Origin of the sequence: Mycobacterium scrofulaceum (genome assembly GCF_002086735.1) — a bacterium.
In the GTDB taxonomy this organism is placed as follows: Bacteria; Actinomycetota; Actinomycetes; order Mycobacteriales; family Mycobacteriaceae; genus Mycobacterium; species Mycobacterium scrofulaceum.
Genome location: NZ_MVIJ01000008.1, coordinates 120312 through 142798 on the forward strand (window position 1 = coordinate 120312; position 22487 = coordinate 142798).

The window sequence follows — 22487 nt, forward strand, 5'->3', positions numbered from 1 at the left end:
GACAAAGGATCCGGCGTCTTACGGTGCGAGCCGCACCCTGCCGGGCGGCATCGGGGGTGACTCCGGAGCGCCGCCGCCCGCGCCGGGAGGGCCCCCCGGTTCGGGGGAGGAGGGCGGCTGCGGTTGCGGCCCCTGCGCCGGTGGCGGCGGTTGTTGCCGTGGCGGCGGTGGGGCGACCGGCAGCGGTGGCGTCAAGATTTGGGCGGTCGGCGCCGGCGGCGGCGGAAGTTGCGGCGGGTCCGGCTGTCCGGTTTCCCCGGCGGGGATTACGTGCAACGCCGATCGCGGCCCCCGAAGATTCGGGTCGTCAGGGCCCGGCAGGGGATTCGCCATGGTCTGCAGACCAGCGATCTTCGGTTGATCGTTCGGACAGTAGGCCTCGACCGCGGCGGAAATGAATCGCGCGATGGTGCGCATGACGCGGTCGGGCGGGTATTGGCCACCGGTGCCGTTGGCATTGAACGCCCGTTCCCTCATGTCGTCGACCACGGCGTCCACCGGCATTCCGCCGTCGAGTTGGCGACAAATTCGGTGGGCCGTGGCAATGAGGCTCGGCACGTTTTCGAGTGCCGGGATTCCCTTTTGGTCGAGCAGTGCGACGAATTGGTCATCCGGGCTGGGGTCGGCCGCCGCCGCGCCGTGGGGCAGCATGACCACGCCGGTCAGTACCACGATGACCGCGACCAGCGCGCCGGCGCGGTGGGTGGTACTGGTGAGCATGGCTGGATTCCGTTCTGCTGCCAGAATCATATGCCCCGGCCACCCCCGCAGCATCTCGGCGAAAACCGGTGCGGCGAACGACTATCGGTCAGCCGCCCTTGGTGATGGTGTTGCCCGAGCCGAGGTTGTCCACCTTGGGCTCACCGTCCTTGTAGGTGATGGTGTTGTTGAGCCCCACCACGCTGATGCGGGTGTCGACCTTGTCGATGGTGATCTTGTTGTTCGTACCGCCGACGGTCACGGTCGCGCAGTCGCCGGTGACCGTCAGGGTGTTGTCCGAACCGCCCACGTTCAGCGACTTTCCGCTGGCGCAGTCGAGCGTCGTGGTGGTGCCCATCGACCCGTAGTTGACCGTGTTGCCGATCTCGACCGACGCGGTGGTGCTCGCCCCGCTCGACCCCGTCGTCGGGGCCGCCCCGGCGCTCGTGGTCGTCGTCGCGCTGCTCTTGGTCGTCGTGGTGGAACTCGTGGGCGGGTTGGCCGTCGAACTGCAGCCGGCCAGCAATACCGCTGCGACGGCCGGCGCCACGGCCAGGGCGGTCAGCCCCGAGGGGCGGTCAAAGATGTGGGCGGACAATGTTCCTCGATTCCCCTCGATTTGATGGCATCTTCGGTTCGGACGGCGATGTGTGCTCAGCCGGGTACCTGTTGGAGCCGGTTGGTCATCCCGAGCTCGCGGCCGCGGTCCCACAGGAACGGCGCGCCGTTGTGATAGAAGACCGTCTGGTCGTAGCCGTACACGGTGATGTCGTGCGAGACGGAGTCGGCGACGACGGTGTTGGACGAGCCCATCACGGTCACCGCGTAGCAGTTGCCCAACGCCGTCACGTTGTTGCGGGTGCCGTTGACCAGCAGTGTGGCGTCGTTGCAGTCCAGGGTCTGCTCGATGCCCTCCCCGATGACGTGGGTGTCGCCGTTCTTCGCGTGCGCGGCGGGCACGGGGGTGGCGGCGACGGTGATGACACAGGTTGCCAGCGACCCGGCGACGGTTGTCCAGTTCACTGCGGGCCCCCTCGGTACGGGTGAATCTGCTCGAATGAGATTACGTCCATCCAGCCATGGCTGAAATAGTTTCGCGGCCGGCGTCAACTAGAGTCATTAGTTAAGCACCCCCATCATCACAAGCGAAGGGCCCGCCATGGCAGCTCACCCGGAACCGCCGTCGGCGGGCGGGCGCCAGCGCGCGGGGAGAACGGGCTCGCGCCCGGCCAAGCTGAGCCGCGAAGGCATCATCGACGGTGCGCTCACCTTCCTGGACCGGGAGGGCTGGGACGCGCTGACCATCAATGCGCTCGCGACGCAGCTGGGCACCAAGGGCCCGTCGCTGTACAACCACGTGGACAGCCTGGAGGACCTGCGCCGCGCGGTGCGGATCCGCGTCATCGACGACATCATCACGATGCTGAACCGGGTCGGCGAGGGCCGCGCCCGCGACGACGCGGTGCTGGTCATGGCGGGCGCCTACCGCAGCTACGCCCATCACCACCCCGGGCGGTACTCGGCGTTCACCCGGATGCCGCTGGGCGGCGACGACCCCGAGTACACGGCGGCCACCCGGGGCGCAGCGGCGCCGGTGATCTCGGTGCTGTCGTCCTACGGGCTCGACGGCGACGAGGCGTTCCATGCCGCGCTGGAGTTCTGGTCGGCGTTGCACGGCTTCGTGCTGCTGGAGATGACCGGTGTGATGGACGACATCGACACCGACGCGTTGTTCTCCGACATGGTGTTGCGGCTGGCGGCGGGTCTGGAGCGGCGCGTCGCCCACAACGGCGCCATCGGTTAGCCGCCGCTTTGACCTGCGAGACCGGCGGCGGGTATTGTGGAGGCTCGTGCCTGGCGGCTTACGGCGCCTAACCGTAAGGAAGTGGATGCCGGGCAAATTCACATGTCCACGGTGCATCGGAGTTTCTCCGGTGCGCGCCGCGTGCGACACACCCGGCCGCGGGGTAGTGCGGCCGGACATAATTGCACTACGAAGACTTGAGAACCGCCGACCGACGCCCAACACGAACACAGAAAGCCTCCTCGATGCCAACGATTCAGCAGCTGGTCCGCAAGGGTCGCCGCGACAAGATCGCCAAGGTCAAGACCGCGGCCCTGAAGGGCAGCCCGCAGCGCCGTGGCGTATGCACCCGCGTGTACACCACCACCCCGAAGAAGCCGAACTCGGCTCTGCGGAAGGTCGCGCGCGTGAAGCTGACGAGCCAGGTCGAGGTCACCGCCTACATCCCGGGCGAGGGCCACAACCTGCAGGAGCACTCGATGGTGCTGGTGCGCGGTGGCCGGGTCAAGGACCTGCCCGGCGTGCGGTACAAGATCATCCGCGGTTCGCTCGACACCCAGGGCGTCAAGAACCGCAAGCAGGCTCGCAGCCGTTACGGCGCCAAGAAGGAGAAGAGCTGATGCCGCGCAAGGGGCCCGCGCCGAAGCGCCCGCTGGTCAACGACCCCGTCTACGGGTCGCAGCTGGTCACCCAGTTGGTGAACAAAGTTCTGCTGCAGGGGAAGAAATCGCTGGCCGAACGCATTGTTTATGCTGCGCTCGAAAACGCCCGCGACAAGACCGGCACCGATCCCGTGATCACGCTCAAGCGCGCTCTCGACAACGTCAAGCCCGCGCTGGAGGTGCGCAGCCGCCGCGTCGGCGGTGCGACCTACCAGGTGCCGGTCGAGGTGCGTCCGGACCGGTCCACCACGCTGGCGCTGCGCTGGCTTGTCAGCTTCTCGCGGCAGCGCCGGGAGAAGACCATGATCGAGCGGCTGGCCAACGAGATCCTGGACGCCAGCAACGGCCTCGGGGCCTCCGTCAAGCGGCGTGAGGACACCCACAAGATGGCCGAGGCAAACCGCGCCTTCGCGCACTATCGCTGGTGACAGCGTCCGGCGATGAGGCCGGAGGCTAACGACAGCAACCAAGCAATCGAAAGAGTGGGAAGACTTCTGTGGCACAGAAGGACGTGCTGACCGACCTGACCAAGGTCCGCAACATCGGCATCATGGCGCACATCGACGCCGGTAAGACGACGACGACCGAGCGCATCCTCTACTACACCGGCATCAGCTACAAGATCGGTGAGGTGCACGACGGCGCCGCCACCATGGACTGGATGGAGCAGGAGCAGGAGCGGGGGATCACCATCACCTCCGCCGCCACCACCTGCTTCTGGAACGACAACCAGATCAACATCATCGACACCCCCGGGCACGTCGACTTCACCGTCGAGGTGGAGCGCAGCCTGCGCGTGCTCGACGGTGCCGTGGCCGTCTTCGACGGCAAGGAGGGTGTTGAGCCGCAGTCCGAGCAGGTGTGGCGGCAGGCCGACAAGTACGACGTCCCGCGCATCTGCTTCGTCAACAAGATGGACAAGATCGGCGCCGACTTCTACTTCTCCGTACGGACCATGGAGGAGCGCCTCGGCGCCAACGTCATCCCGATCCAGCTGCCCGTCGGCTCCGAGGGTGACTTCGAGGGCGTCGTCGACCTGGTCGAGATGAAGGCCAAGGTCTGGAGCGCCGAGGCCAAGCTCGGTGAGAAGTACGACGTCGTCGACATCCCCGCCGACCTGGCCGAGAAGGCCGACGAGTACCGCACTAAGCTGCTCGAGGCCGTCGCCGAGACCGACGAGGCGCTGCTGGAGAAGTATCTGGGCGGCGAGGAGCTCACCGTCGAGGAGATCAAGGGCGCCATCCGCAAGCTGACCATCAGCTCGGAGGCCTACCCGGTGCTGTGCGGCAGCGCGTTCAAGAACAAGGGCGTGCAGCCGATGCTGGACGCCGTCATCGACTACCTGCCCTCGCCGCTGGACGTGCCGCCGGCCGTCGGCCACGCCCCGGGCAAGGAGGACGTCGAGGTCACCCGCAAGCCGTCCACCGACGAGCCGTTCTCGGCGCTGGCGTTCAAGGTCGCCACGCACCCGTTCTTCGGCAAGCTGACCTACGTCCGGGTGTACTCGGGCAAGGTCGACTCCGGCAGCCAGGTCATCAACTCCACCAAGGGCAAGAAGGAGCGGCTGGGCAAGCTGTTCCAGATGCACTCCAACAAGGAGAATCCGGTGGAGACCGCGTCGGCGGGTCACATCTACGCCGTGATCGGCCTGAAGGACACCACCACGGGTGACACCCTGAGCGACCCGAACGACCAGGTCGTGCTCGAGTCCATGACCTTCCCGGACCCGGTGATCGAGGTGGCCATCGAGCCGAAGACGAAGAGCGACCAGGAGAAGCTGTCGCTGTCGATCCAGAAGCTCGCCGAGGAAGACCCGACGTTCAAGGTGCACCTGGACCAGGAGACCGGCCAGACCGTCATCGGCGGCATGGGCGAGCTGCACCTGGACATCCTGGTGGACCGCATGCGCCGCGAGTTCAAGGTCGAGGCCAACGTCGGCAAGCCGCAGGTGGCCTATAAGGAGACCATCAAGCGGGCCGCGCAGAACGTCGAGTTCACCCACAAGAAGCAGACGGGTGGCTCGGGCCAGTTCGCGAAGGTGATCATCAACCTCGAGCCGTTCACCGGCGAGGACGGTGCGACCTACGAGTTCGAGAACAAGGTCACCGGTGGCCGCATCCCGCGGGAGTACATCCCGTCGGTGGACGCCGGCGCGCAGGACGCGATGCAGTACGGCGTGCTGGCCGGCTACCCGCTGGTGAACCTCAAGGTCACCCTGCTCGACGGCGCCTTCCACGAGGTCGACTCGTCGGAGATGGCCTTCAAGATCGCCGGTTCGCAGGTGCTGAAAAAGGCTGCGCAGCAAGCACAACCGGTGATCCTGGAACCGATCATGGCCGTCGAGGTCACCACGCCCGAGGACTACATGGGCGATGTGATCGGCGACCTGAACTCCCGCCGTGGCCAGATCCAGGCCATGGAGGAGCGGAGCGGTGCACGCGTCGTCAAGGCGCACGTGCCGCTGTCGGAGATGTTCGGCTACGTCGGCGACCTGAGGTCCAAGACCCAAGGCCGGGCGAACTACTCCATGGTGTTCGACTCGTACGCCGAAGTGCCGGCGAACGTGTCGAAGGAGATCATCGCGAAGGCGACGGGTCAGTAAACCTGCACTGGGAGTAATCTTGCCGGGTCATAGCAAAGCCTTGGGCGCGGCACAACTGAAAACACCAACACTGCTTTAACGAGCACCAACAAGTCCAGGAGGACAACGAAGTGGCGAAGGCGAAGTTCGAGCGGACGAAGCCGCACGTCAACATTGGGACCATCGGTCACGTTGACCACGGCAAGACGACGCTGACCGCGGCTATCACCAAGGTTCTGCACGACAAGTACCCGGACCTGAACGAGTCGCGCGCGTTCGACCAGATCGACAACGCGCCCGAGGAGCGTCAGCGCGGTATCACGATCAACATCTCCCACGTGGAGTACCAGACCGACAAGCGGCACTACGCCCACGTCGACGCCCCTGGCCACGCCGACTACATCAAGAACATGATCACCGGCGCCGCCCAGATGGACGGCGCGATCCTGGTGGTCGCCGCCACCGACGGCCCGATGCCGCAGACCCGCGAGCACGTGCTGCTCGCGCGTCAGGTCGGCGTGCCCTACATCCTGGTCGCGCTGAACAAGGCCGACATGGTCGACGACGAGGAACTGCTCGAGCTGGTCGAGATGGAGGTCCGCGAGCTGCTGGCCGCCCAGGAGTTCGACGAGGACGCCCCGGTGGTGCGGGTTTCGGCGCTCAAGGCGCTCGAGGGCGACGCCAAGTGGGTCGAGTCGGTCGAGCAGCTGATGGAGGCCGTCGACGAGTCGATCCCGGACCCGGTCCGCGAGACCGAGAAGCCGTTCCTGATGCCGGTGGAGGACGTGTTCACCATCACCGGTCGTGGCACGGTGGTCACCGGTCGTGTCGAGCGCGGCGTGATCAACGTGAACGAGGAAGTCGAGATCGTCGGCATTAAGCCGACCAGCACCAAGACCACGGTCACCGGTGTGGAGATGTTCCGCAAGCTGCTCGACCAGGGGCAGGCCGGCGACAACGTCGGTCTGTTGCTCCGTGGCATCAAGCGTGAGGACGTCGAGCGCGGCCAGGTCGTGACCAAGCCGGGCACCACCACGCCGCACACCGACTTCGAGGGCTCGGTCTACATCCTGTCCAAGGACGAGGGCGGCCGGCACACGCCGTTCTTCAACAACTACCGCCCGCAGTTCTACTTCCGCACCACCGACGTGACCGGTGTGGTGACGCTGCCGGAGGGCACCGAGATGGTGATGCCCGGTGACAACACCAACATCTCGGTCAAGCTGATCCAGCCCGTCGCGATGGACGAGGGGCTGCGGTTCGCGATCCGCGAGGGTGGCCGTACCGTCGGCGCCGGCCGGGTCGTCAAGATCATCAAGTAGTTCCAGCCGGCCGTAAAGCCCGGATTGCCGTTCCCGGCAATCCGGGCTTTACGCGTTTTGCCTGACCAACCCTGGCCGTCTCCGCTACGATTCCGTGACAAGGGAGTCGGGGGGCCGCGAGATGGCCGGGAGGTTTGGATGTCCTTCGTATTCGCGACGCCCGAGTATGTCGCCGCCGCGGCGTCGGATCTGGCCAGGATTGGCTGGACGATCACGTCGGCGAACTCGGTGGCGCTGGGCCCGACGTCGAACGTGCTGGCCCCCGGCGCCGACGAGGTATCGGCGAGCATCGCTGCGCTGTTCGGCGCGCACTCGCAGGTGTACCAGGCGCTCAGCGCCCAAGCCGCGGCGTTCCACGACCAGTTCGTGCAGCTGATGAACGGCGGCGCGGCGCAGTATCTCGCCGCCGAGGCCGCCAACACCACGCCCCTGCAGTCCGCGGCGGCGCCCGCGTCGGTGGCGGCGCAGGTGCCGGCGGCGACGGCCGCCGGTGGTTCGGCCCCGGGTGTGTCGGCGGGACCCCTGATGTCGGCGGTCGCGCCGGCCTCGGCGGTCGCCGCCGCGCCGACACAGGCCGGCCCGACGGTCGCCGCGGCGACCACCGCGCCGGCCGCGCTGGCCCCGGCCACCACGCCGGCGACCTCGGTGCGGATGGTCACCCCCGCCTACGCGCCGGCCGCCGGGCAGCCCGCGGCGCCCACAGTGGCGCCGCTCAGCCCGCTCGCGTCGGCGCCCGCACAGGCGGAGACGCCGCCGGCCGCCGCCGCCCCGGCGATGCCGGTGTCGACCGGCACGCCGGTGAAGATGGTCTCGGCCCATTCGCCCGCCACGCCGTCGCCGGCGGGCTCGTCGGAGCGCCCGGCGCCCACCATCATTCCCAGGGTGGACTAGCGCGCCGATCGGTTTGCGCGTATGGCGCGCGCGGTCGGACCGCGGGCGCTACCCTGACACGAAAATCCCAGCCAGGGTAAGGAGACACTCGTGTTGGCGCGCTACCTGAAGGCGCAGCTGGTGGTTTTGCTGTGCGGCGGCCTGGTCGGGCCGATTTTCCTGATCGTCTACTTCACCCTCGGGCTCGGCAGCCTGCTGCAATGGATGTTCTACGTCGGCCTGCTCGTCACCGTGGCCGACGTGCTGATCGCGCTCGCGCTGGCCAACTACGGCGCGAAGTCGTCGGCCAAGAACGCGGCGCTCGAGCAGAGCGGGGTGCTGGCGCTGGCCCAGATCACCGGCGTCACCGAGACGGGGACCTGGATCAACAACCAGCAGGTCGTCAAGGTGCACCTGCACATCTCCGGGCCCGGGTTCATGCCGTTCGACAGCGAAGACCGGGTGATCGCCAGTGTGACCCGGCTCGGCAACCTCAGCGCCCGCAAGGTGGTGGTGCTGGTCAACCCGACCACCAACGAATACCGAATCGACTGGGAGCGAAGCGCTTTGGTCAACGGCCTGGTGCCCGCGCAGTTCACTGTGGCCGAGGACAACCGGACCTACGACCTGAGCGGTCAGGCCGGCCCGTTGATGGAGATCCTGCAGATCCTCAAGGCCAACAACGTTCCGCTCGACCGGATGGTCGACATCCGGTCGAATCCGGTGCTGCGCCAGCAGATCCAGGCGGTGGTGCGCCGCGCGGCCCAACAGGCGCCGGCCGCCCAGCCGGCCGGCGCGGCGGGGCAGGCGCCGGTGGTCACGCCCCCGCAACCGTCGATCGCACAGCGGCTCCAGGAACTCGAGACGCTGCGCGCCAGCGGCGCGCTGACCGACCAGGAGTACAACAGCCGGCGGGCCCAGATCATCTCCGAGATCTGAGCCGGGTGAGTTAGAACAGGTTTCAGTCCCGCTGCTAGCCTTGCCCCGTGGCTGGATCACTGCAGGGCCGGGTGGCATTCATCACCGGCGCGGCCCGCGCCCAGGGCCGATCGCACGCCGTGCGGCTGGCGCGAGAGGGCGCCGACATCATCGCGCTCGACATCTGCGCGCCCGCGTCGCCCACGCTGACCTATCCGGCGGCCACGCCGGAGGACCTGAGCGAGACCGTCCGCCTGGTGGAAGCGGAGGGCCGCAAGGTGCTGGCCCGCGAGGCGGACGTCCGGGACGACGCCGCGCTGCGCCAACTCGTGGCCGACGGCGTGGAGCAGTTCGGCCGGCTCGACATCGTGGTGGCCAACGCCGGCGTCCTGAGCTGGGGCCGGCTGTGGGAGCTCACCGACGAGCAGTGGGACGCCGTGATCGGGGTCAACCTGACCGGCACCTGGCGCACGCTGCGGGCCACCGTGCCCGCGATGATCGAGGCCGGCAACGGCGGCTCGATCGTGGTGGTCAGCTCGTCGGCGGGGCTGAAAGCCACTCCGGGCAACGGGCATTACTCGGCCAGCAAGCACGGACTCACCGCCCTGACCAACACGTTGGCCATCGAGCTCGGCGAATACGACATCCGGGTCAACTCGATCCACCCCTACTCGGTGGACACTCCGATGATCGAGCCGGAGGTGATGATGGAGATCTTTGCCCGCCATCCCGGCTTCGTGCACAGCTTCCCCCCGATGCCCTTGCAGCCCAACGGCTTCATGACGCCTGACGAGGTGGCCGACGTGGTGGCGTGGCTTGCCGGCGACGGGTCGGGCACGGTGACGGGCACCCAGATTCCGGTGGACAAGGGCGCGTTGAAGTACTGAGCCGCGACCGTGGTATGAACTCCACGTGACCGCTAGCAACGGAATTGTGATCGTCGGTGGCGGTCTGGCCGCCGCCCGGACCGCCGAGCAGCTGCGCCGGGCGGAGTACGCCGGGCGCGTCACGATCGTCAGCGACGAGGTGCACCTGCCGTATGACCGCCCGCCCCTGTCAAAAGAGGTGCTGCGCAAAGAGGTCGACGACGTGGCCCTCAAACCGCGGGAGTGGTACGACGAGAACGGCATCACCCTGCGGCTGGGCGCGGCGGCCACCGGCCTGGACACCGCCGCGCAGACGGTGACGCTGGCCGACGGGTCCGTGATCGGTTACGACGAACTCGTCATCGCGACGGGCCTGGTGCCGCGGCGCATCCCGACGCTTCCCGATCTCGACGGCATCCGGGTGCTGCGCACGTTCGACGAGAGCATGGCCCTGCGGGAGCACGCGTCCTCCGCGCAGCGCGCCGTGGTCGTCGGCGCCGGCTTCATCGGCTGCGAGGTGGCGGCCAGCCTACGCAGCCTCGGCGTGGACGTGGTGCTGGTCGAGCCGCAGCCGACGCCGCTGGCGTCGGTCCTCGGCGAACGGATCGGCGAGCTGGTCGCGCGCCTGCACCGCGCGCAAGGCGTCGACGTCCGCCTCGGGGTCGGGGTGGCCGAGGTGCGCGGCGAGGGGCGGGTGGACACGGTGGTGCTGACCGACGGCACCGAACTGGCGGCGGACCTGGTGGTCGTCGGCATCGGGTCACACCCGGCGACCGGCTGGCTCGAGGGCAGCGGCATCGAGGTCGACAACGGCGTCCTCTGCGACGAGGCGGGACGGACCAGCGCGCCCAACGTGTGGGCGCTCGGCGACGTCGCGTCCTGGCGCGACGCCACGGGACACCAAGCGCGCGTGGAGCATTGGAGCAACGTCGCCGACCAGACCCGCGTCGTGGTGCCCGCGATGCTGGGGCAGGACACGTCGTCGGCCGTGGTCGTCCCGTACTTCTGGAGCGACCAGTACGACGTCAAGATCCAGTGCCTCGGCGAGCCCGAGGCCACCGACACCGTCCACCTCGTCGAGGACGACGGCCGCAAGTTCCTGGCCTACTACGAGCGCGACGGGGTGCTGGCCGGGGTGGTCGGCGGCGGGATGCCCGGCAAGGTGATGAAGGTGCGCGCCAAGATCGCCGCCGGCGCGCCCATTTCGGACGTGCTGGGCTAGACGGGTCCTACAGCCAGCGCACCGGCGGCCCGTGCGGGTGGCAGTCGCCGAGAGTCTCGAGTTCGCCGCCGGGCCACCGGCGCGCCCGCACCAGGAACCGGATCGGTGCGCCGGGCCGGTCGCGGGAAGGCTCCAGCGTCAGGTGCACGAACGGCGATCGCTGTCCGGACTGCGCGCCCAGCGCGCGGACCCGGGAGCGCACCGCGTCGCGCTCCTCGTCGGGCAGGTACTGCCAGGTGATCGAATGCCACAGCACCGTGAGCGCATCGGCGGCCAGCGTCAGGCCGGCGACGGCGTCGGCCGCCGTCTCGCGCTGCAGCCTGGCCGGCACCCGCCGGGCCACGTCGATGGCGCCGCGCAGCCGCTCGAGCCGCGCGGTCTGGTCGGGCCAGACGTAGCTCAGCACGGTGAGCTCCCCGTCGCCGCCGGTGACGTCGATGGGCGCGATGTCGTAGCCGTGCCGCTCGACGATCCGCACCTCGCCGCCCGGCGGCAGCGCGCCGTGCCAGGCGTCTTGGATGGTCACCGGCGAGCCGCCGGGTCCCCACTCGCCGCCATGGAAGCGGTAGTGGTAGTGGTCCGCGCGCAGGTTCAGCCCGGCGCTCGCGCCGATCTCGAAAAGCCTTATCGGCAAACGGGATTCATGGTTGACGCGTAACAGGCCGCCGATCAGCGCGGCGGACCGGCCGACCTCGTTGGTCTGGGGCGGTTGCCGCAACGCCGCCCGCAGCGCCTCGGCGTGGTCGGCCGCGACGCCCTCGATCTCCGGCCACGCCGATTCGGCGTCCCAGCTGCCCCCGGTGCTGGGATAGAACCGGCGCAACCGCGGCGCCCGGCCGTCGAGCACCAACCGGTGCAGGCCGCCGAGCAGCCGCAGCGGCACCGCCAGGCGTGACGGATCGTCCTCGTGCCCGGACAGGATCGTCGCGAAGACGCCGCCGCCCGCGACGTCGGTGGCCACCAGCTCGAAAAGCTCGCCATACATCGGCGAGCCGGAGCGGGCGCAGAACTGGCCCTGCGCCCTCAGGGTGTGCAGAAGGTGGTCGACGCTCACCGGGCCAGCCTGTCCAGCCCGGTGCGCACGACGTCGAACGCGTTGCCGAGCGCGGTCGGCAGCGGGACGGACTCGTCGCCGAGCCAGTGCTCATAGGCCGACAGCGCCACCCCCAACATGGTCCACGCGGCCGTCTGCGGCACCAGGTCGGTCGTCTTGCAGTCCAGCCGGCGGGCCACGAAGCCGGCGATCACCTCGCGCCAGCCGGCGTACATGGTCATCGAATAGGCCTGCAGCTCGGCGGTCTGCAGGATGACCCGCATGCGCTGGCGGTGCCTGGCGGATTCGGACTCGTCAAAGGTGTTGAACGCCAACAGCGCATCGCGCAGCGCCTGGCCCAGCGGCACCCGCGGATCGACGGTGTCGAGGAGGTCGCGCAGGTGCGCCAGATGGGTGTCGAAGTCGCCCCACGGGATGGCGTTCTTGGACGCGTAGTAGCGGAACAGGGTTCGCCGGGAGATGCCGGCGGCCTGTGCGACGTCGTCGACGCTGACGTCGGCGAAGCCGCGGGCGCCGAACAGCTCGATCGCGACGTCGGTGATGTGGTGCGGCGTGGTCGAGCGGCGACGGCCCACCCGCGGCTGCGGCACCATGACACCCGCCCTTCCATTTCGGCACTCGATGCCATATTCTGACGAAGCTTGTGACTCGATCCCCATCGTTGTCAAGAACCGACGAAAGGCAATGACCCGTGGACCACGAAACCGAGACCGAGACCCAGCTCGTCGCCGAGACCCTGGTCGAAGAGGTGTCCATCGACGGCATGTGCGGGGTCTACTGACCCGCGTGTTCGACCCCGACCGCGGCTGGCGGTTGCACCCGCAAGTGGCGGTTCGACCCGAACCGTTCGGGGCGCTGCTCTACCACTTCGGCACCCGCAAGCTGTCCTTCCTGAAGAACCGCACCATCCTCACGGTGGTGCGGTCGCTGGCCGAGCACCCCGATGTCCATTCCGCCTGCCGCGCTGCGGGTGTGGACGACGCGGGGGAGGCGCCGTATCTGCACGCGCTGGGCGTGCTCGCCGATTCGAAGATGTTGGTACCCCAGGAGGTTTCGTGACAGCCACCGTGCCCCGGCTCATCGAGCAGTTCGAGAGCGGGCTGGATGCGCCCATCTGCCTGACGTGGGAGCTGACGTACGCCTGCAACCTGGCGTGCGTGCACTGCCTGTCGTCGTCGGGGAAACGGGACCCGCGCGAACTGTCCACCCGTCAGTGCATGGACATCATCGACGAGCTGGAACGCATGCAGGTGTTCTACGTCAACATCGGCGGCGGCGAGCCCACGGTGCGCCCGGACTTCTGGGAGCTGGTGGATTACGCCACGGCGCACCACGTCGGGGTGAAGTTCTCCACCAACGGGGTGCGCATCACCGAAGAGGTGGCCGCCCGGTTGGCGGCGAGCGACTACGTCGACGTCCAGATCTCGCTCGACGGCGCCACCGCGGAGGTCAACGACGCGATCCGCGGTCCGGGCTCGTTCGCCATGGCGGTGCGGGCGCTGGAGAACCTGGCCGCCGCCGGTTTCAAGGACGCGAAGATCTCCGTCGTGGTCACCCGGCACAACGTCGACCAGCTCGACGAATTCGCCGCGCTGGCAAGCCGTTACGGCGCCACCCTGCGGATCACCCGGCTGCGTCCGTCGGGGCGGGGCGCCGACGTGTGGGAGGACCTGCACCCCACCGCCGAGCAACAGGTGCAGCTCTACGACTGGCTGGTGGCCAAGGGCGAGCGGGTGCTCACGGGTGACTCCTTCTTCCACCTGTCGCCGCTCGGCAGCTCCGGCGCGCTGGCCGGCCTGAACATGTGCGGCGCCGGCCGGGTGGTGTGCCTGATCGACCCGGTGGGTGACGTGTACGCCTGCCCGTTCGCCATCCACGACCGCTTCCTGGCCGGCAACGTGCTGACCGACGGCGGGTTCGACGACGTCTGGAAGAACGCGCCGCTGTTCCGTGAGCTGCGCGAACCGCAGTCACCGGGTGCCTGCGGCAGCTGCGGGCACTACGACGCCTGCCGGGGCGGCTGCATGGCGGCCAAGTTCTTCACCGGCCTGCCGATGGACGGGCCGGACCCCGAATGCGTCCAGGGCCACAGCGCGGCGGCGCTGGCCGGCACGCGGGAAACCCCGCGCCCGCGCGCCGACCACTCCCGAAAGAACGGCGGGCCAGTACTGCTGACGCTGTCGCGTCCGCCTGCGCGATTGTGCAACGAAAGCCCGGTGTAGTCATGGCCGAGAAATGGTTTGAAACCGTCGCCATCGCGCAGGAACGCGCGAGGCGACGGTTGCCCAAATCGGCCTATTCTTCGCTGATTTCGGCGAGCGAAAAGGGAATCACGGTTGGCGACAACGTCGCCGCGTTCAGCGAACTCGGGTTCGCGCCGCATGTCATCGGTGTGCAGGAAAAGCGCGAGCTGTCAACTACCGTTATGGGGCAAGATATTTCGATGCCGGTGCTGATTTCGCCCACCGGCGTGCAGGCGGTGCACCCGGACGGTGAGGTGGCCGTGGCGCGGGCCGCCGCCGCCCGGGGCACGGCCATGGGGCTGTCGTCGTTCGCCAGCAAGCCGATCGAAGAGGTGATCGCGGCGAACCCCAAGCTGTTCTTCCAGCTGTATTGGCTGGGCGACCGCGACGCGATCGCCGCGCGGGTGGAGCGCGCCCGGTCGGCTGGGGCGGTGGGCCTCATCGTCACCACCGACTGGAGCTTCTCGCACGGCCGTGACTGGGGCAGCCCCTCGATTCCGGAAAAGATGGATCTGAGGACCATCGTCAAGATGAGCCCGGAGGTCATCACGAAGCCGCGGTGGCTCCTGCAGTGGGCGAAGACCCTGCACCCGCCCGAGCTGCGGGTCCCCAATCAGGGGCGCCGCGGCGAACCCGGTCCGCCGTTCTTCGCCGCCTACGGGGAGTGGATGGGGACGCCGCCCCCCACCTGGGAAGACATCGCCTGGCTGCGCGAACTGTGGGGCGGGCCGTTCATGCTCAAGGGCGTGATGCGCGTCGACGACGCGAAAAGGGCCGTGGATGCCGGGGTTTCGGCGATCTCGGTGTCGAACCACGGCGGGAACAACCTGGACGGCACGCCGGCGTCGATCCGCGCCCTGCCCGCGGTGGCCGCCGCGGTCGGCGACCAGGTCGAGGTGTTGCTCGATGGTGGGATCCGCCGCGGCAGCGACGTCGTGAAGGCCGTGGCGCTCGGGGCGCGGGCGGTGATGATCGGCCGGGCGTACCTGTGGGGGCTGGCGGCCGCCGGCCAGGCGGGAGTGGAGAACGTGCTCGACATCCTGCGCGGGGGCATCGACTCCGCGCTGATGGGTCTCGGTCATGCCGGCGTCGGGGACCTCGGTCCCGGCGACGTCCTCGTGCCGCCCGGCTTCACCCGGGCGCTCGGCGCCCCGCCCGCCGGGGAGGCCTGAGCAGCTAATCACCGATATTCCGGGCGGATTTTCCCGGAATCGTCGCGGCCCGCCGAATGGTGATACACGCGTGGTGTCCGTGACGGACGAGCACAGATTTGGAAGGCTGAATGAACCAGCCGGAAAAAAATTGTTTTCGAGGGACAACAACCGGTGCACGCCAGGTGAATTCGTCCTACCATCACCGAGTGCCCGTAATCGGCGAATTGGCAATGGCGACGTCAAGCCAGCTTTCGGGCACCTCGCCGTCAATATTGATCCCGCTGGGCTCCACCGAACAGCACGGTCCGCACCTGCCCCTGGACACCGACACCCGGATCGCAACCGCGGTCGCCCGCGGGGTGCGGGCCCGCCTCGGCGGGGACTGGTCGGTGGCCCCGGCCATCGCGTACGGCGCCAGCGGCGAGCACCAGAGTTTCCCCGGGACGATCTCCATCGGCACCGACGCCCTGACCGTGCTGCTGCTGGAGTACGGCCGGTCGGCCGCGGGCTGGGCCCGGCGCCTGGTCTTCGTCAACGGCCACGGCGGTAACGTGGCCGCGCTGGCCGCGGCGGTGGCCCGGCTGCGGGACGAGGGCCGCGACGCCGGCTGGTGCCCGTGCCAGGCCGGCGGCGGCGATGCCCACGCCGGGCACACCGAAACGTCGCTGTTGCTGCACATCTCGCCCGGTGACGTGCGGACCGACCGGTGGCTCGCCGGCAACCGGGCGCCGCTGCCCGAATTGCTCCCGTCGCTGCGTCGTGGGGGAGTCGCGGCGGTCAGCCCCGTGGGCGTCCTCGGAGACCCGACCACCGCCACCACCGACGAGGGCCGGCGCATCCTCGCCGAGATGGTCGACGGCTCCGTCCGCCGGGTGTCGCGGTGGTCGCCCGGGCGCGACGGGATGCTGACATGAGCCAACCGCGGCTGCCGGACGGCTTCGCCGTGCAGGTCGATCGCCGCGTGCGGGTGCTCGGGGACGGCTCGGCGCTGCTCGGCGGTTCGCCGACGCGGCTGCTGAAGCTGGCCCCGGCCGCCCAGGACATGCTGTGCGACGGCCGGCTGAAGGTCCGCGACGAGCTCAGCGCCCAGTTGGCCCGCACGCTGCTGGACGCCACGGTGGCGCATCCGCGGCCGGCGGGTGGCCCGTCGCACCGCGACGTGACCGTGGTAATCCCGGTGCGGGACAACCTGTCCGGGGTGCGCCGGCTGGTCAGCTCGCTGCGCGGCCTGCGGGTCGTCGTGGTGGACGACGGTTCGTTCCCGCCGATCCAGTCGGACGATTTCGTCGGCGCGCACTGCGACGTCGAGGTGTTGCGGCATTCGCGCAGCCGGGGCCCGGCCGCCGCCCGCAACACCGGGCTGGCCGCCTGCCGGACCGACTACGTCGCGTTCCTGGATGCCGATGTCGCGCCACGCCGCGGCTGGCTGGAGGCGCTGCTCGGGCATTTCTGCGATCCCACCGTCGCCCTCGTCGCGCCGCGCATCGTCGGTTTGTCGCACAGCGAGAACGTCGTGGCGCGCTACGAGGCGGTGCACTCCTCACTCGACCTCGGCGAGCGCGAGGCGCCGGTGCTGCCCCACAGCACGGTGTCCTACGTGCCCAGCGCGGCGATCATCTGCCGCTGCTCCGCCCTGCGTGGCGTCGGCGGCTTCGACGAGACCCTGCAGTCGGGGGAGGACGTCGACCTGTGTTGGCGGCTCATCGAGGCCGGGGCCCGGCTGCGCTACGAGCCCGTCGCCCTGGTAGCGCACGACCACCGCACCGAACTGCGGGACTGGCTCGCGCGCAAGGCGTTCTATGGCGGTTCGGCCGCCCCGCTCTCCATCCGGCACCCGGACAAGACGGCGCCGGTGGTGATCTCCGGGTGGGCGCTGATGACCTGGATCCTGATGGCCTTCGGGACCAGCCTGTCCCAGTTGGCGTCCGTCGTCGTCGCCGTCCTCACCGGCCGCCGGATCGCCAGGGCGATGCGCGGCGCCGAGACGTCGATCACCGACGTGGTGACGATCGCGTCGCGTGGCCTGTGGTCGGCGGCGCTGCAGCTGGCGTCGGCCCTGTGCCGCCACTACTGGCCGGTGGCCCTGCTCGCCGCCACCCTGTCGCGGCACTTCCGCCGGGTTGTCCTGGTCGCGGCCGTCATGGACGGCGTGGTGGACTGGCTGCGTCGCCGGGACGCCATCGGCGACGACGCCGAGCCGATCGGCCTGCTGACGTATCTGTTGCTCAAGCGGATCGACGACCTGGCGTACGGGCTCGGATTGTGGTGGGGTGTGCTGCGGGAGCGCAACCTGCGCGCGCTGAAGCCGCAGATCCGGAGCTAGCCGCCACCTTGTTCCGCCCTTGATGAAGTCCCGCCGTTGATGAAGGCCGCCCCGAACAGCGATGTGCTGATCGTCGGCGCCGGCAGCGCTGGATCGGTTGTCGCCGAACGCCTTTCTGAGGACCCCGGCTGCGAGGTGACCGTCCTCGAGGCGGGTCCCGGCCTGGACGATCCGGCATTGCTCGCCCAAACCGCCAACGGGATGCAACTCCCGATCGGGCTGGGCAGTCCCCTGGTGCGGCGCTATCAGACCAGCCTGACCGAACGACCCGCGCGCACGCATCCGCTGGTACGCGGAGCGACGGTCGGCGGGTCGGGCGCGATCAACGGCGGCTATTTCTGCCGGGGACTGCCGCGTGACTTCGATCGCCTCGCGCTGCCTGGCTGGGCATGGTCGGACGTCCTGGGCAGCTTCCGCGCCATCGAAACCGACCTCGACTTCGACGGGCCGGCCCATGGTGGCGGCGGGCCCATCCGGGTGCGCCGCACGCGCGAGATGACCGGAACCACGGAGCGTTTCATCGCCGCCGCCCGTTCCGCCGGGTTCGACTGGATCGACGACTTGAATGACGCCGGGAACGAACCGGTTTCGGGAATGGGCGCCGTCCCGCTCAACATCGTCGACGGGGTGCGCACCGGCTCCGGCGCGGGATTTCTGTTGCCCGCGCTGGGCCGGCCGAACCTGACGCTGCACGCGCGGACCCGCGCGGCGCGGTTGCGCATCGCCGGCAACTCCGCGGTGGGCGTCGACGCGATCGGGCCGCGCGGGCGACTGACGCTGAGCGCCGACCGGATCGTGTTGTGCGCGGGCGCGATTCAGACGGCGCAGCTGCTCATGCTTTCCGGCGTCGGCGCGGAGGGCGGTCTGCGGTCCGTCGGGGTGCCGGTGGTGGCGCCGCTGCCGGTGGGAACGTCGTTCAGCGATCACCCCGAGTGGGTGCTGCCGACCGACTGGACCGTGGCCCCCGGCCGCCCGGTGCTCGAGGTGGTGTTGAGTACCACCGACGATCTCGAGATCAGGCCGTACACGGGCGGATTCGTCGCCATGACCGGAGACGGTACCGCCGGACACGCCGACTGGCCGCACATCGGGGTGGCGCTCATGCAACCGCGGGCCCGCGGGCGCCTCACGTTGGTCTCGGCGGATCCCGACGTGGCGCCCAGGATCGAGCATCGTTACGACAGCGAGCCCGACGACCTCGCCGCGCTGCGCGCGGGTGCGGAACTTGTCCGCGAATTGACCAGCACAGCAACGTATGTCGGCGACCCCGTCTGGTCCACCTCCCAACACTTATGCGGCACGGCGCCGATGGGCGCCGCAGCCGATCCGCGGGCCGTCGTCGACCATCGCTGCCGCGTGCACGGCATCGAGAACCTCTGGGTGATCGACGGCTCCATCCTGCCGGCCATCACCAGTCGCGGGCCGCACGCCACGATCGTGATGCTGGGGCATCACGCCGCCGATTTCGTGCGGTGACGGCACGTGAATGGGGGGGGCGGGCCGCCGGTGCGGCCTGCGGCCCGCCCCCGCGAGCGGCGAGTGTTCATGCGGTCCACGTAGATGGCCACGTCAGGTGGCAGTGCGCGCTGGCATGCGTCGCGCGGACAATGCGTCGCAATATTCGTGGACGGCACGACCGCCGTCTCCCTGTTCGATAACCGTTCGTCGTCTCTGTCGAACACCTCCCTTCGCCGATTTCGGAAGCGTTGGCAGGCTTGCTATCCCGCGCGCACCGGAGGCGAACGCTCCCGCGCCCAGACCGGGGAAACCGGCCATCGGGCCCGACGCACGCGGGCATGCGGCGGGCACTCGCTGCGCGTCGGTGCGGTGCGCGCCAAGGTGCGGGTGCGGCGCGTGCTGCGCCGCGGCGCGGGCAACTCACCGGTGGGGTGCCGGGCCGGCTCGCTCGGTCGGGTCAGGCGCATCCATTCGGCCTCCACGATCGCCGCCGCCTCGTCCACCGCCGGGCAGACCGGCTCGACCACGCTCGTAACCCCGATCAACACCACATCCACCTCGCGCTTACAGAGAGATGACCTGTATCTGTCGATATAGATTCGGTGATACCAGAATCGGCGGACGTTTTCAAGCGTTCCCGGTGGTGTTGAATCCGTCGAACCCGATGCCGGACAACACCATTGGAACTTTTGAGTGGGTCAGCGCCGGCGGCGGGACAGCAGCGCGCGCACCGGCCGTAACTGCCGGCCGTCGCGACCGGGTGCCCACACGCCGATCAGCGCCGCGGCGAGGGCGACGATGACGGCCATCGTGATGGTCGACGCGTGCAAGGCCGCCAGGAACGCGGTCTTGCTGAGCTGCGCCAGCTGGTGGCCCTGGGGCCCCATCCGGCCCGCGACTTCCACGGCCTTGGCCAGCGAATCGGTGGCCGGCCCGCGGACGGGCGCGGGGAAGCCGGCCAGCTTCGGGGCCAGCTCGTGCGAATAGCGGCCCGCGAGAATCGAACCGGCCACCGCGATCCCCAGCGCGCCGCCCATCTCCCGGGACGTATCGTTCACCGCCGACGCGACGCCCTGCTTCTCGTCGGGCACCGCACCCATGATCGCCGAGGTGGTCGGCGCCGTGCAGATCCCGATCCCGGTCGCCAAAACCAGCGTCGGCCAGGCGAATTCGGTGTAGGAGGAGTGCAGGTTCAACCGGTACATGCATGCGAAGCCGATCGCCATCAGCAGCGTTCCGACGGACAGCACGAGCCGCAGGCCCAGCTTCGGCACGTACCAGAACGACAGCGCCGAGAAGATGCCCAGCGGCACCATGAACGGGCCGAACGCGATTGCCGTCGTCAGAGCCGAGTAGCCCATGATCTGCTGGACGTACTGCATGCCGATGTAGAAGAACCCGAACGTCGCGCCGAACAGGATGACGATCGCGGCGACGCCGGTGGCGAAGTTCGGATCGGCGAACAACCGGACGTCGAGCAGGGGGTGCGCGCCGCGCCGGGCGAGGCGCAGCTCCACCGCGCCGAAGGCCGCGGCGAGCACCGCGCCCGCGCCGAGCCCGCCCCAAACCAGAGGGTCGCTCCAGCCGCGGGTCGGCGCCTCGAGGATCGCCGCCACCGCGATCGCCACCGCGGCGCCGATCAGGATCGCGCCCGGCGCGTCGATCCGCGGGGCGCCACCGTCACGTGACGACGAAACCGTGCACGCCAGCGCGAGGATCACCAGCCCGGCGGCGCCCAGGGACCAGAAGATGGCGTGCCAGTCCCAGAAGCGCAGCAGCAGGCCGGAACCGAGCATGCCCAGCACGCCGCCGGATCCGGCCGTGCCCGCCCAGATGCCGACCGCCTTGGTCCGGTCGTCTTTCGGATAGGCGACGGTCAGCAGCGACAGCGTCGCGGGCATCACGAAGGCGGCGCCGATCCCCGCGACCGCGCGTCCGGCGATGATCTGCGCCGGGTTGTGCAGCATCGCCGGCGCCATCGAGCCGACCGAGAAGACGACCAGGCCGACCAGCAGGGCCCCGCGCCGGCCGTACCGGTCGCCGATCGCGCCGGCGGGCAACAGCAGGCACGCCAGGGCCACGGTGTACCCGTCGACGACCCAATTTAGTTGCGATTGCGTGGCCGAGGTGGCCACCGCGAGGTCGCCCAGCGCGGTGTTCAACGCCGTCATCGACGCGACCACCAGCGCGACACCCATGCAGGCGACGGCCAGCGTCCAATTACGCGCTCGGGGGCTACCGCCGATGCTGACTGCATCAGTACGCTGGTCGGGCCGGACCAGGGTTTCGATCATGGATGCGCCTCCTCACGGTGGCGTCGGGGGAAATTTCGAGACCAATAGTCTTGTAGGTAGACCGATAGTCTCGTTCTCAAACGCCGGAGGTGGGTGACAATTACGGGCGATAGCACCGATCCGCGTCCAGCACGCTCGCGGGCCCGCTTGCTCGAGGCCGCCGCGGCGTTGCTGAACTCCGGCGGGCCCAGCGCGGTGACCGTCGATGCGGTCACCCGTACCGCCAACGTAGCCAGGGCCACGCTGTATCGCCACTTCCCGAGCGGGAACGACCTGCTCGCGGCCGCTTTCAACAGCCTCATCCCGCCGTCGCCCACACCGCCGGCCGAGGGTTCGCTGCGCGATCGCCTGGTCGCGGTCGTGCTGGCCCAGGCCGAGTCGGTGGCCCAGGCGCCCGCGGTCATGACGGCCATGTCGTGGCTGGCACTGGGTCGGGACCTGGACGAGTGGCCCGGACCCCGCGACGGCCAGGCCGCCGACAGCGCGGCGATCACCACGCTGCGCGAGCGCATCGCCCAGCAGTACGCGGCGCCGTTCGACGCCATCTTCGACAGTCCGGAGGCCGCCGAGCTCGGCGAGGTGGACCGCTCCCGCGCCATCGCGCTGCTCATCGGCCCACTCGTGCTGGGGAAGTTGTCCACGCTTCCCGACTTCGATTACCGCGAGTGCGCGCTGGCGGCGGTCGACGGATTCCTCCATGTTCAGCGCGCCCACAACCGGGCCGACGCGGCGAGCGTCGAATCGGCAGGGGCCTGAGGCCACGGGGGCTCCTCGAGGCCCCAAAGGACCAGGTCGGCGACCTTGGCCGGGGATTTGGCCAAACCCGCGATCTAGGGCATACTGTTCAGGTTGCCTTGGGCCGGGTTCACGCCTGGTCGGGCATACGACCAGCGCCCAAAACGGGCGCGTCCGGTCCCATCCTTGGAGCGCGACAATTTTTGCCGCGGTCCAGGCTGCGTGAGGGTGACACACCCGACCGCGGGGGCCGGTGGACCACGACAGGTAAACAGCGGCGCA

The 22487-nt window shown here is 69.3% G+C and carries 24 protein-coding genes; 17 read left to right on the forward strand and 7 right to left on the reverse strand.

Going from position 1 to position 22487, the window contains the following annotated elements; translation table 11 throughout:
- Nucleotides 1–18 precede the first annotated feature (18 nt).
- From BST44_RS07760 to BST44_RS07770, 3 genes are all read right to left on the reverse strand, one after another.
- The gene (locus BST44_RS07760) at nt 19–720 is read right to left on the reverse strand and encodes a DUF732 domain-containing protein (protein WP_083176303.1); all 702 of its coding nucleotides are present in this window, start codon (nt 718–720) and stop codon (nt 19–21) included.
- 88 nt (nt 721–808) lie between these two features.
- Nucleotides 809–1297, reverse strand: a complete 489-nt coding sequence (locus tag BST44_RS07765) for a DUF3060 domain-containing protein (RefSeq protein WP_439330702.1) — start codon at nt 1295–1297, stop codon at nt 809–811.
- Nucleotides 1298–1353: 56 nt separating this feature from the next.
- Entirely contained in the window at nt 1354–1722 is a 369-nt protein-coding gene (locus BST44_RS07770) for a DUF3060 domain-containing protein (protein WP_083176305.1), read from the reverse strand.
- 136 nt (nt 1723–1858) lie between these two features.
- On the opposite strand from BST44_RS07770, the gene BST44_RS07775 reads away from it, so the two are divergent.
- The 9 genes from BST44_RS07775 to BST44_RS07815 all read left to right on the forward strand — a co-directional run bounded on the left by BST44_RS07775 (nt 1859) and on the right by BST44_RS07815 (nt 10944).
- On the forward strand, nt 1859–2503 hold the full coding sequence (locus tag BST44_RS07775) for a TetR/AcrR family transcriptional regulator (RefSeq protein WP_083176307.1): 645 nt from the start codon (nt 1859–1861) through the stop codon (nt 2501–2503).
- A 245-nt stretch (nt 2504–2748) separates the two neighbouring features.
- The gene (gene rpsL, locus BST44_RS07780) at nt 2749–3123 is read left to right on the forward strand and encodes a 30S ribosomal protein S12 (protein WP_007167812.1); all 375 of its coding nucleotides are present in this window, start codon (nt 2749–2751) and stop codon (nt 3121–3123) included.
- Entirely contained in the window at nt 3123–3593 is a 471-nt protein-coding gene (rpsG, locus tag BST44_RS07785; protein WP_083176309.1) for a 30S ribosomal protein S7, read from the forward strand. Before rpsL ends, rpsG begins: the two co-directional genes overlap by 1 nt.
- A 68-nt stretch (nt 3594–3661) precedes the next feature.
- Nucleotides 3662–5767, forward strand: coding sequence for an elongation factor G (gene fusA / locus BST44_RS07790; RefSeq protein WP_083176311.1), 2106 nt, complete (start codon nt 3662–3664; stop codon nt 5765–5767).
- A 110-nt stretch (nt 5768–5877) separates the two neighbouring features.
- Nucleotides 5878–7068 (forward strand): elongation factor Tu, encoded by a 1191-nt coding sequence (gene tuf / locus BST44_RS07795; protein ID WP_083176313.1) that lies wholly within the window; start codon nt 5878–5880, stop codon nt 7066–7068.
- Nucleotides 7069–7206: 138 nt separating this feature from the next.
- Nucleotides 7207–7959 (forward strand): PE family protein, encoded by a 753-nt coding sequence (locus BST44_RS07800; RefSeq protein ID WP_083176315.1) that lies wholly within the window; start codon nt 7207–7209, stop codon nt 7957–7959.
- 90 nt (nt 7960–8049) lie between these two features.
- Nucleotides 8050–8877, forward strand: coding sequence for an SHOCT domain-containing protein (locus tag BST44_RS07805; protein WP_083176317.1), 828 nt, complete (start codon nt 8050–8052; stop codon nt 8875–8877).
- A 47-nt stretch (nt 8878–8924) separates the two neighbouring features.
- The gene (locus BST44_RS07810) at nt 8925–9743 is read left to right on the forward strand and encodes a mycofactocin-coupled SDR family oxidoreductase (RefSeq protein ID WP_083176319.1); all 819 of its coding nucleotides are present in this window, start codon (nt 8925–8927) and stop codon (nt 9741–9743) included.
- Nucleotides 9744–9768: 25 nt separating this feature from the next.
- On the forward strand, nt 9769–10944 hold the full coding sequence (locus BST44_RS07815) for an NAD(P)/FAD-dependent oxidoreductase (protein ID WP_083176321.1): 1176 nt from the start codon (nt 9769–9771) through the stop codon (nt 10942–10944).
- A 7-nt stretch (nt 10945–10951) separates the two neighbouring features.
- On the opposite strand, the gene BST44_RS07820 is transcribed toward BST44_RS07815, so the two are convergent.
- A complete protein-coding gene (locus BST44_RS07820; RefSeq protein ID WP_083176323.1) occupies nt 10952–11998 on the reverse strand; it encodes a DUF2332 domain-containing protein in 1047 nt (348 codons plus the stop codon).
- Nucleotides 11995–12591, reverse strand: coding sequence for a mycofactocin system transcriptional regulator MftR (mftR, locus tag BST44_RS07825; protein ID WP_167380169.1), 597 nt, complete (start codon nt 12589–12591; stop codon nt 11995–11997). The genes BST44_RS07820 and mftR overlap by 4 nt, the downstream gene beginning before the upstream one ends.
- A 98-nt stretch (nt 12592–12689) precedes the next feature.
- On the opposite strand from mftR, the gene mftA reads away from it, so the two are divergent.
- From mftA to mftG, 7 genes are all read left to right on the forward strand, one after another.
- Nucleotides 12690–12779: a mycofactocin precursor MftA gene (gene mftA / locus BST44_RS07830; RefSeq protein ID WP_040621348.1), complete on the forward strand. Its 90-nt coding sequence runs from the start codon at nt 12690–12692 to the stop codon at nt 12777–12779.
- A 5-nt stretch (nt 12780–12784) separates the two neighbouring features.
- Nucleotides 12785–13057, forward strand: coding sequence for a mycofactocin biosynthesis chaperone MftB (gene mftB / locus BST44_RS07835; protein ID WP_341865313.1), 273 nt, complete (start codon nt 12785–12787; stop codon nt 13055–13057).
- On the forward strand, nt 13054–14220 hold the full coding sequence (gene mftC / locus BST44_RS07840; protein ID WP_083176327.1) for a mycofactocin radical SAM maturase: 1167 nt from the start codon (nt 13054–13056) through the stop codon (nt 14218–14220). Before mftB ends, mftC begins: the two co-directional genes overlap by 4 nt.
- 2 nt (nt 14221–14222) lie before the next feature.
- Nucleotides 14223–15413 carry a pre-mycofactocin synthase MftD gene (mftD, locus tag BST44_RS07845; protein ID WP_083176329.1) on the forward strand — a complete coding sequence of 397 codons (1191 nt, stop codon included), beginning with the start codon at nt 14223–14225 and terminating at the stop codon, nt 15411–15413.
- Between the two features lie 164 nt (nt 15414–15577).
- Entirely contained in the window at nt 15578–16309 is a 732-nt protein-coding gene (mftE, locus tag BST44_RS07850; protein WP_083176331.1) for a mycofactocin biosynthesis peptidyl-dipeptidase MftE, read from the forward strand.
- The gene (gene mftF / locus BST44_RS07855) at nt 16306–17718 is read left to right on the forward strand and encodes a mycofactocin biosynthesis glycosyltransferase MftF (RefSeq protein ID WP_083176333.1); all 1413 of its coding nucleotides are present in this window, start codon (nt 16306–16308) and stop codon (nt 17716–17718) included. Before mftE ends, mftF begins: the two co-directional genes overlap by 4 nt.
- A 36-nt stretch (nt 17719–17754) precedes the next feature.
- Nucleotides 17755–19194 carry a mycofactocin dehydrogenase MftG gene (gene mftG, locus BST44_RS07860; RefSeq protein WP_439330703.1) on the forward strand — a complete coding sequence of 480 codons (1440 nt, stop codon included), beginning with the start codon at nt 17755–17757 and terminating at the stop codon, nt 19192–19194.
- A 242-nt stretch (nt 19195–19436) separates the two neighbouring features.
- On the opposite strand, the gene BST44_RS07865 is transcribed toward mftG, so the two are convergent.
- Nucleotides 19437–19724 (reverse strand): hypothetical protein, encoded by a 288-nt coding sequence (locus BST44_RS07865; RefSeq protein ID WP_142274396.1) that lies wholly within the window; start codon nt 19722–19724, stop codon nt 19437–19439.
- Nucleotides 19725–19874: 150 nt separating this feature from the next.
- Nucleotides 19875–21470 carry an MFS transporter gene (locus BST44_RS07870; protein WP_083176339.1) on the reverse strand — a complete coding sequence of 532 codons (1596 nt, stop codon included), beginning with the start codon at nt 21468–21470 and terminating at the stop codon, nt 19875–19877.
- Nucleotides 21471–21617: 147 nt separating this feature from the next.
- On the opposite strand from BST44_RS07870, the gene BST44_RS07875 reads away from it, so the two are divergent.
- Nucleotides 21618–22226, forward strand: coding sequence for a TetR/AcrR family transcriptional regulator (locus BST44_RS07875; RefSeq protein WP_083176341.1), 609 nt, complete (start codon nt 21618–21620; stop codon nt 22224–22226).
- Nucleotides 22227–22487: the final 261 nt, after the last annotated feature.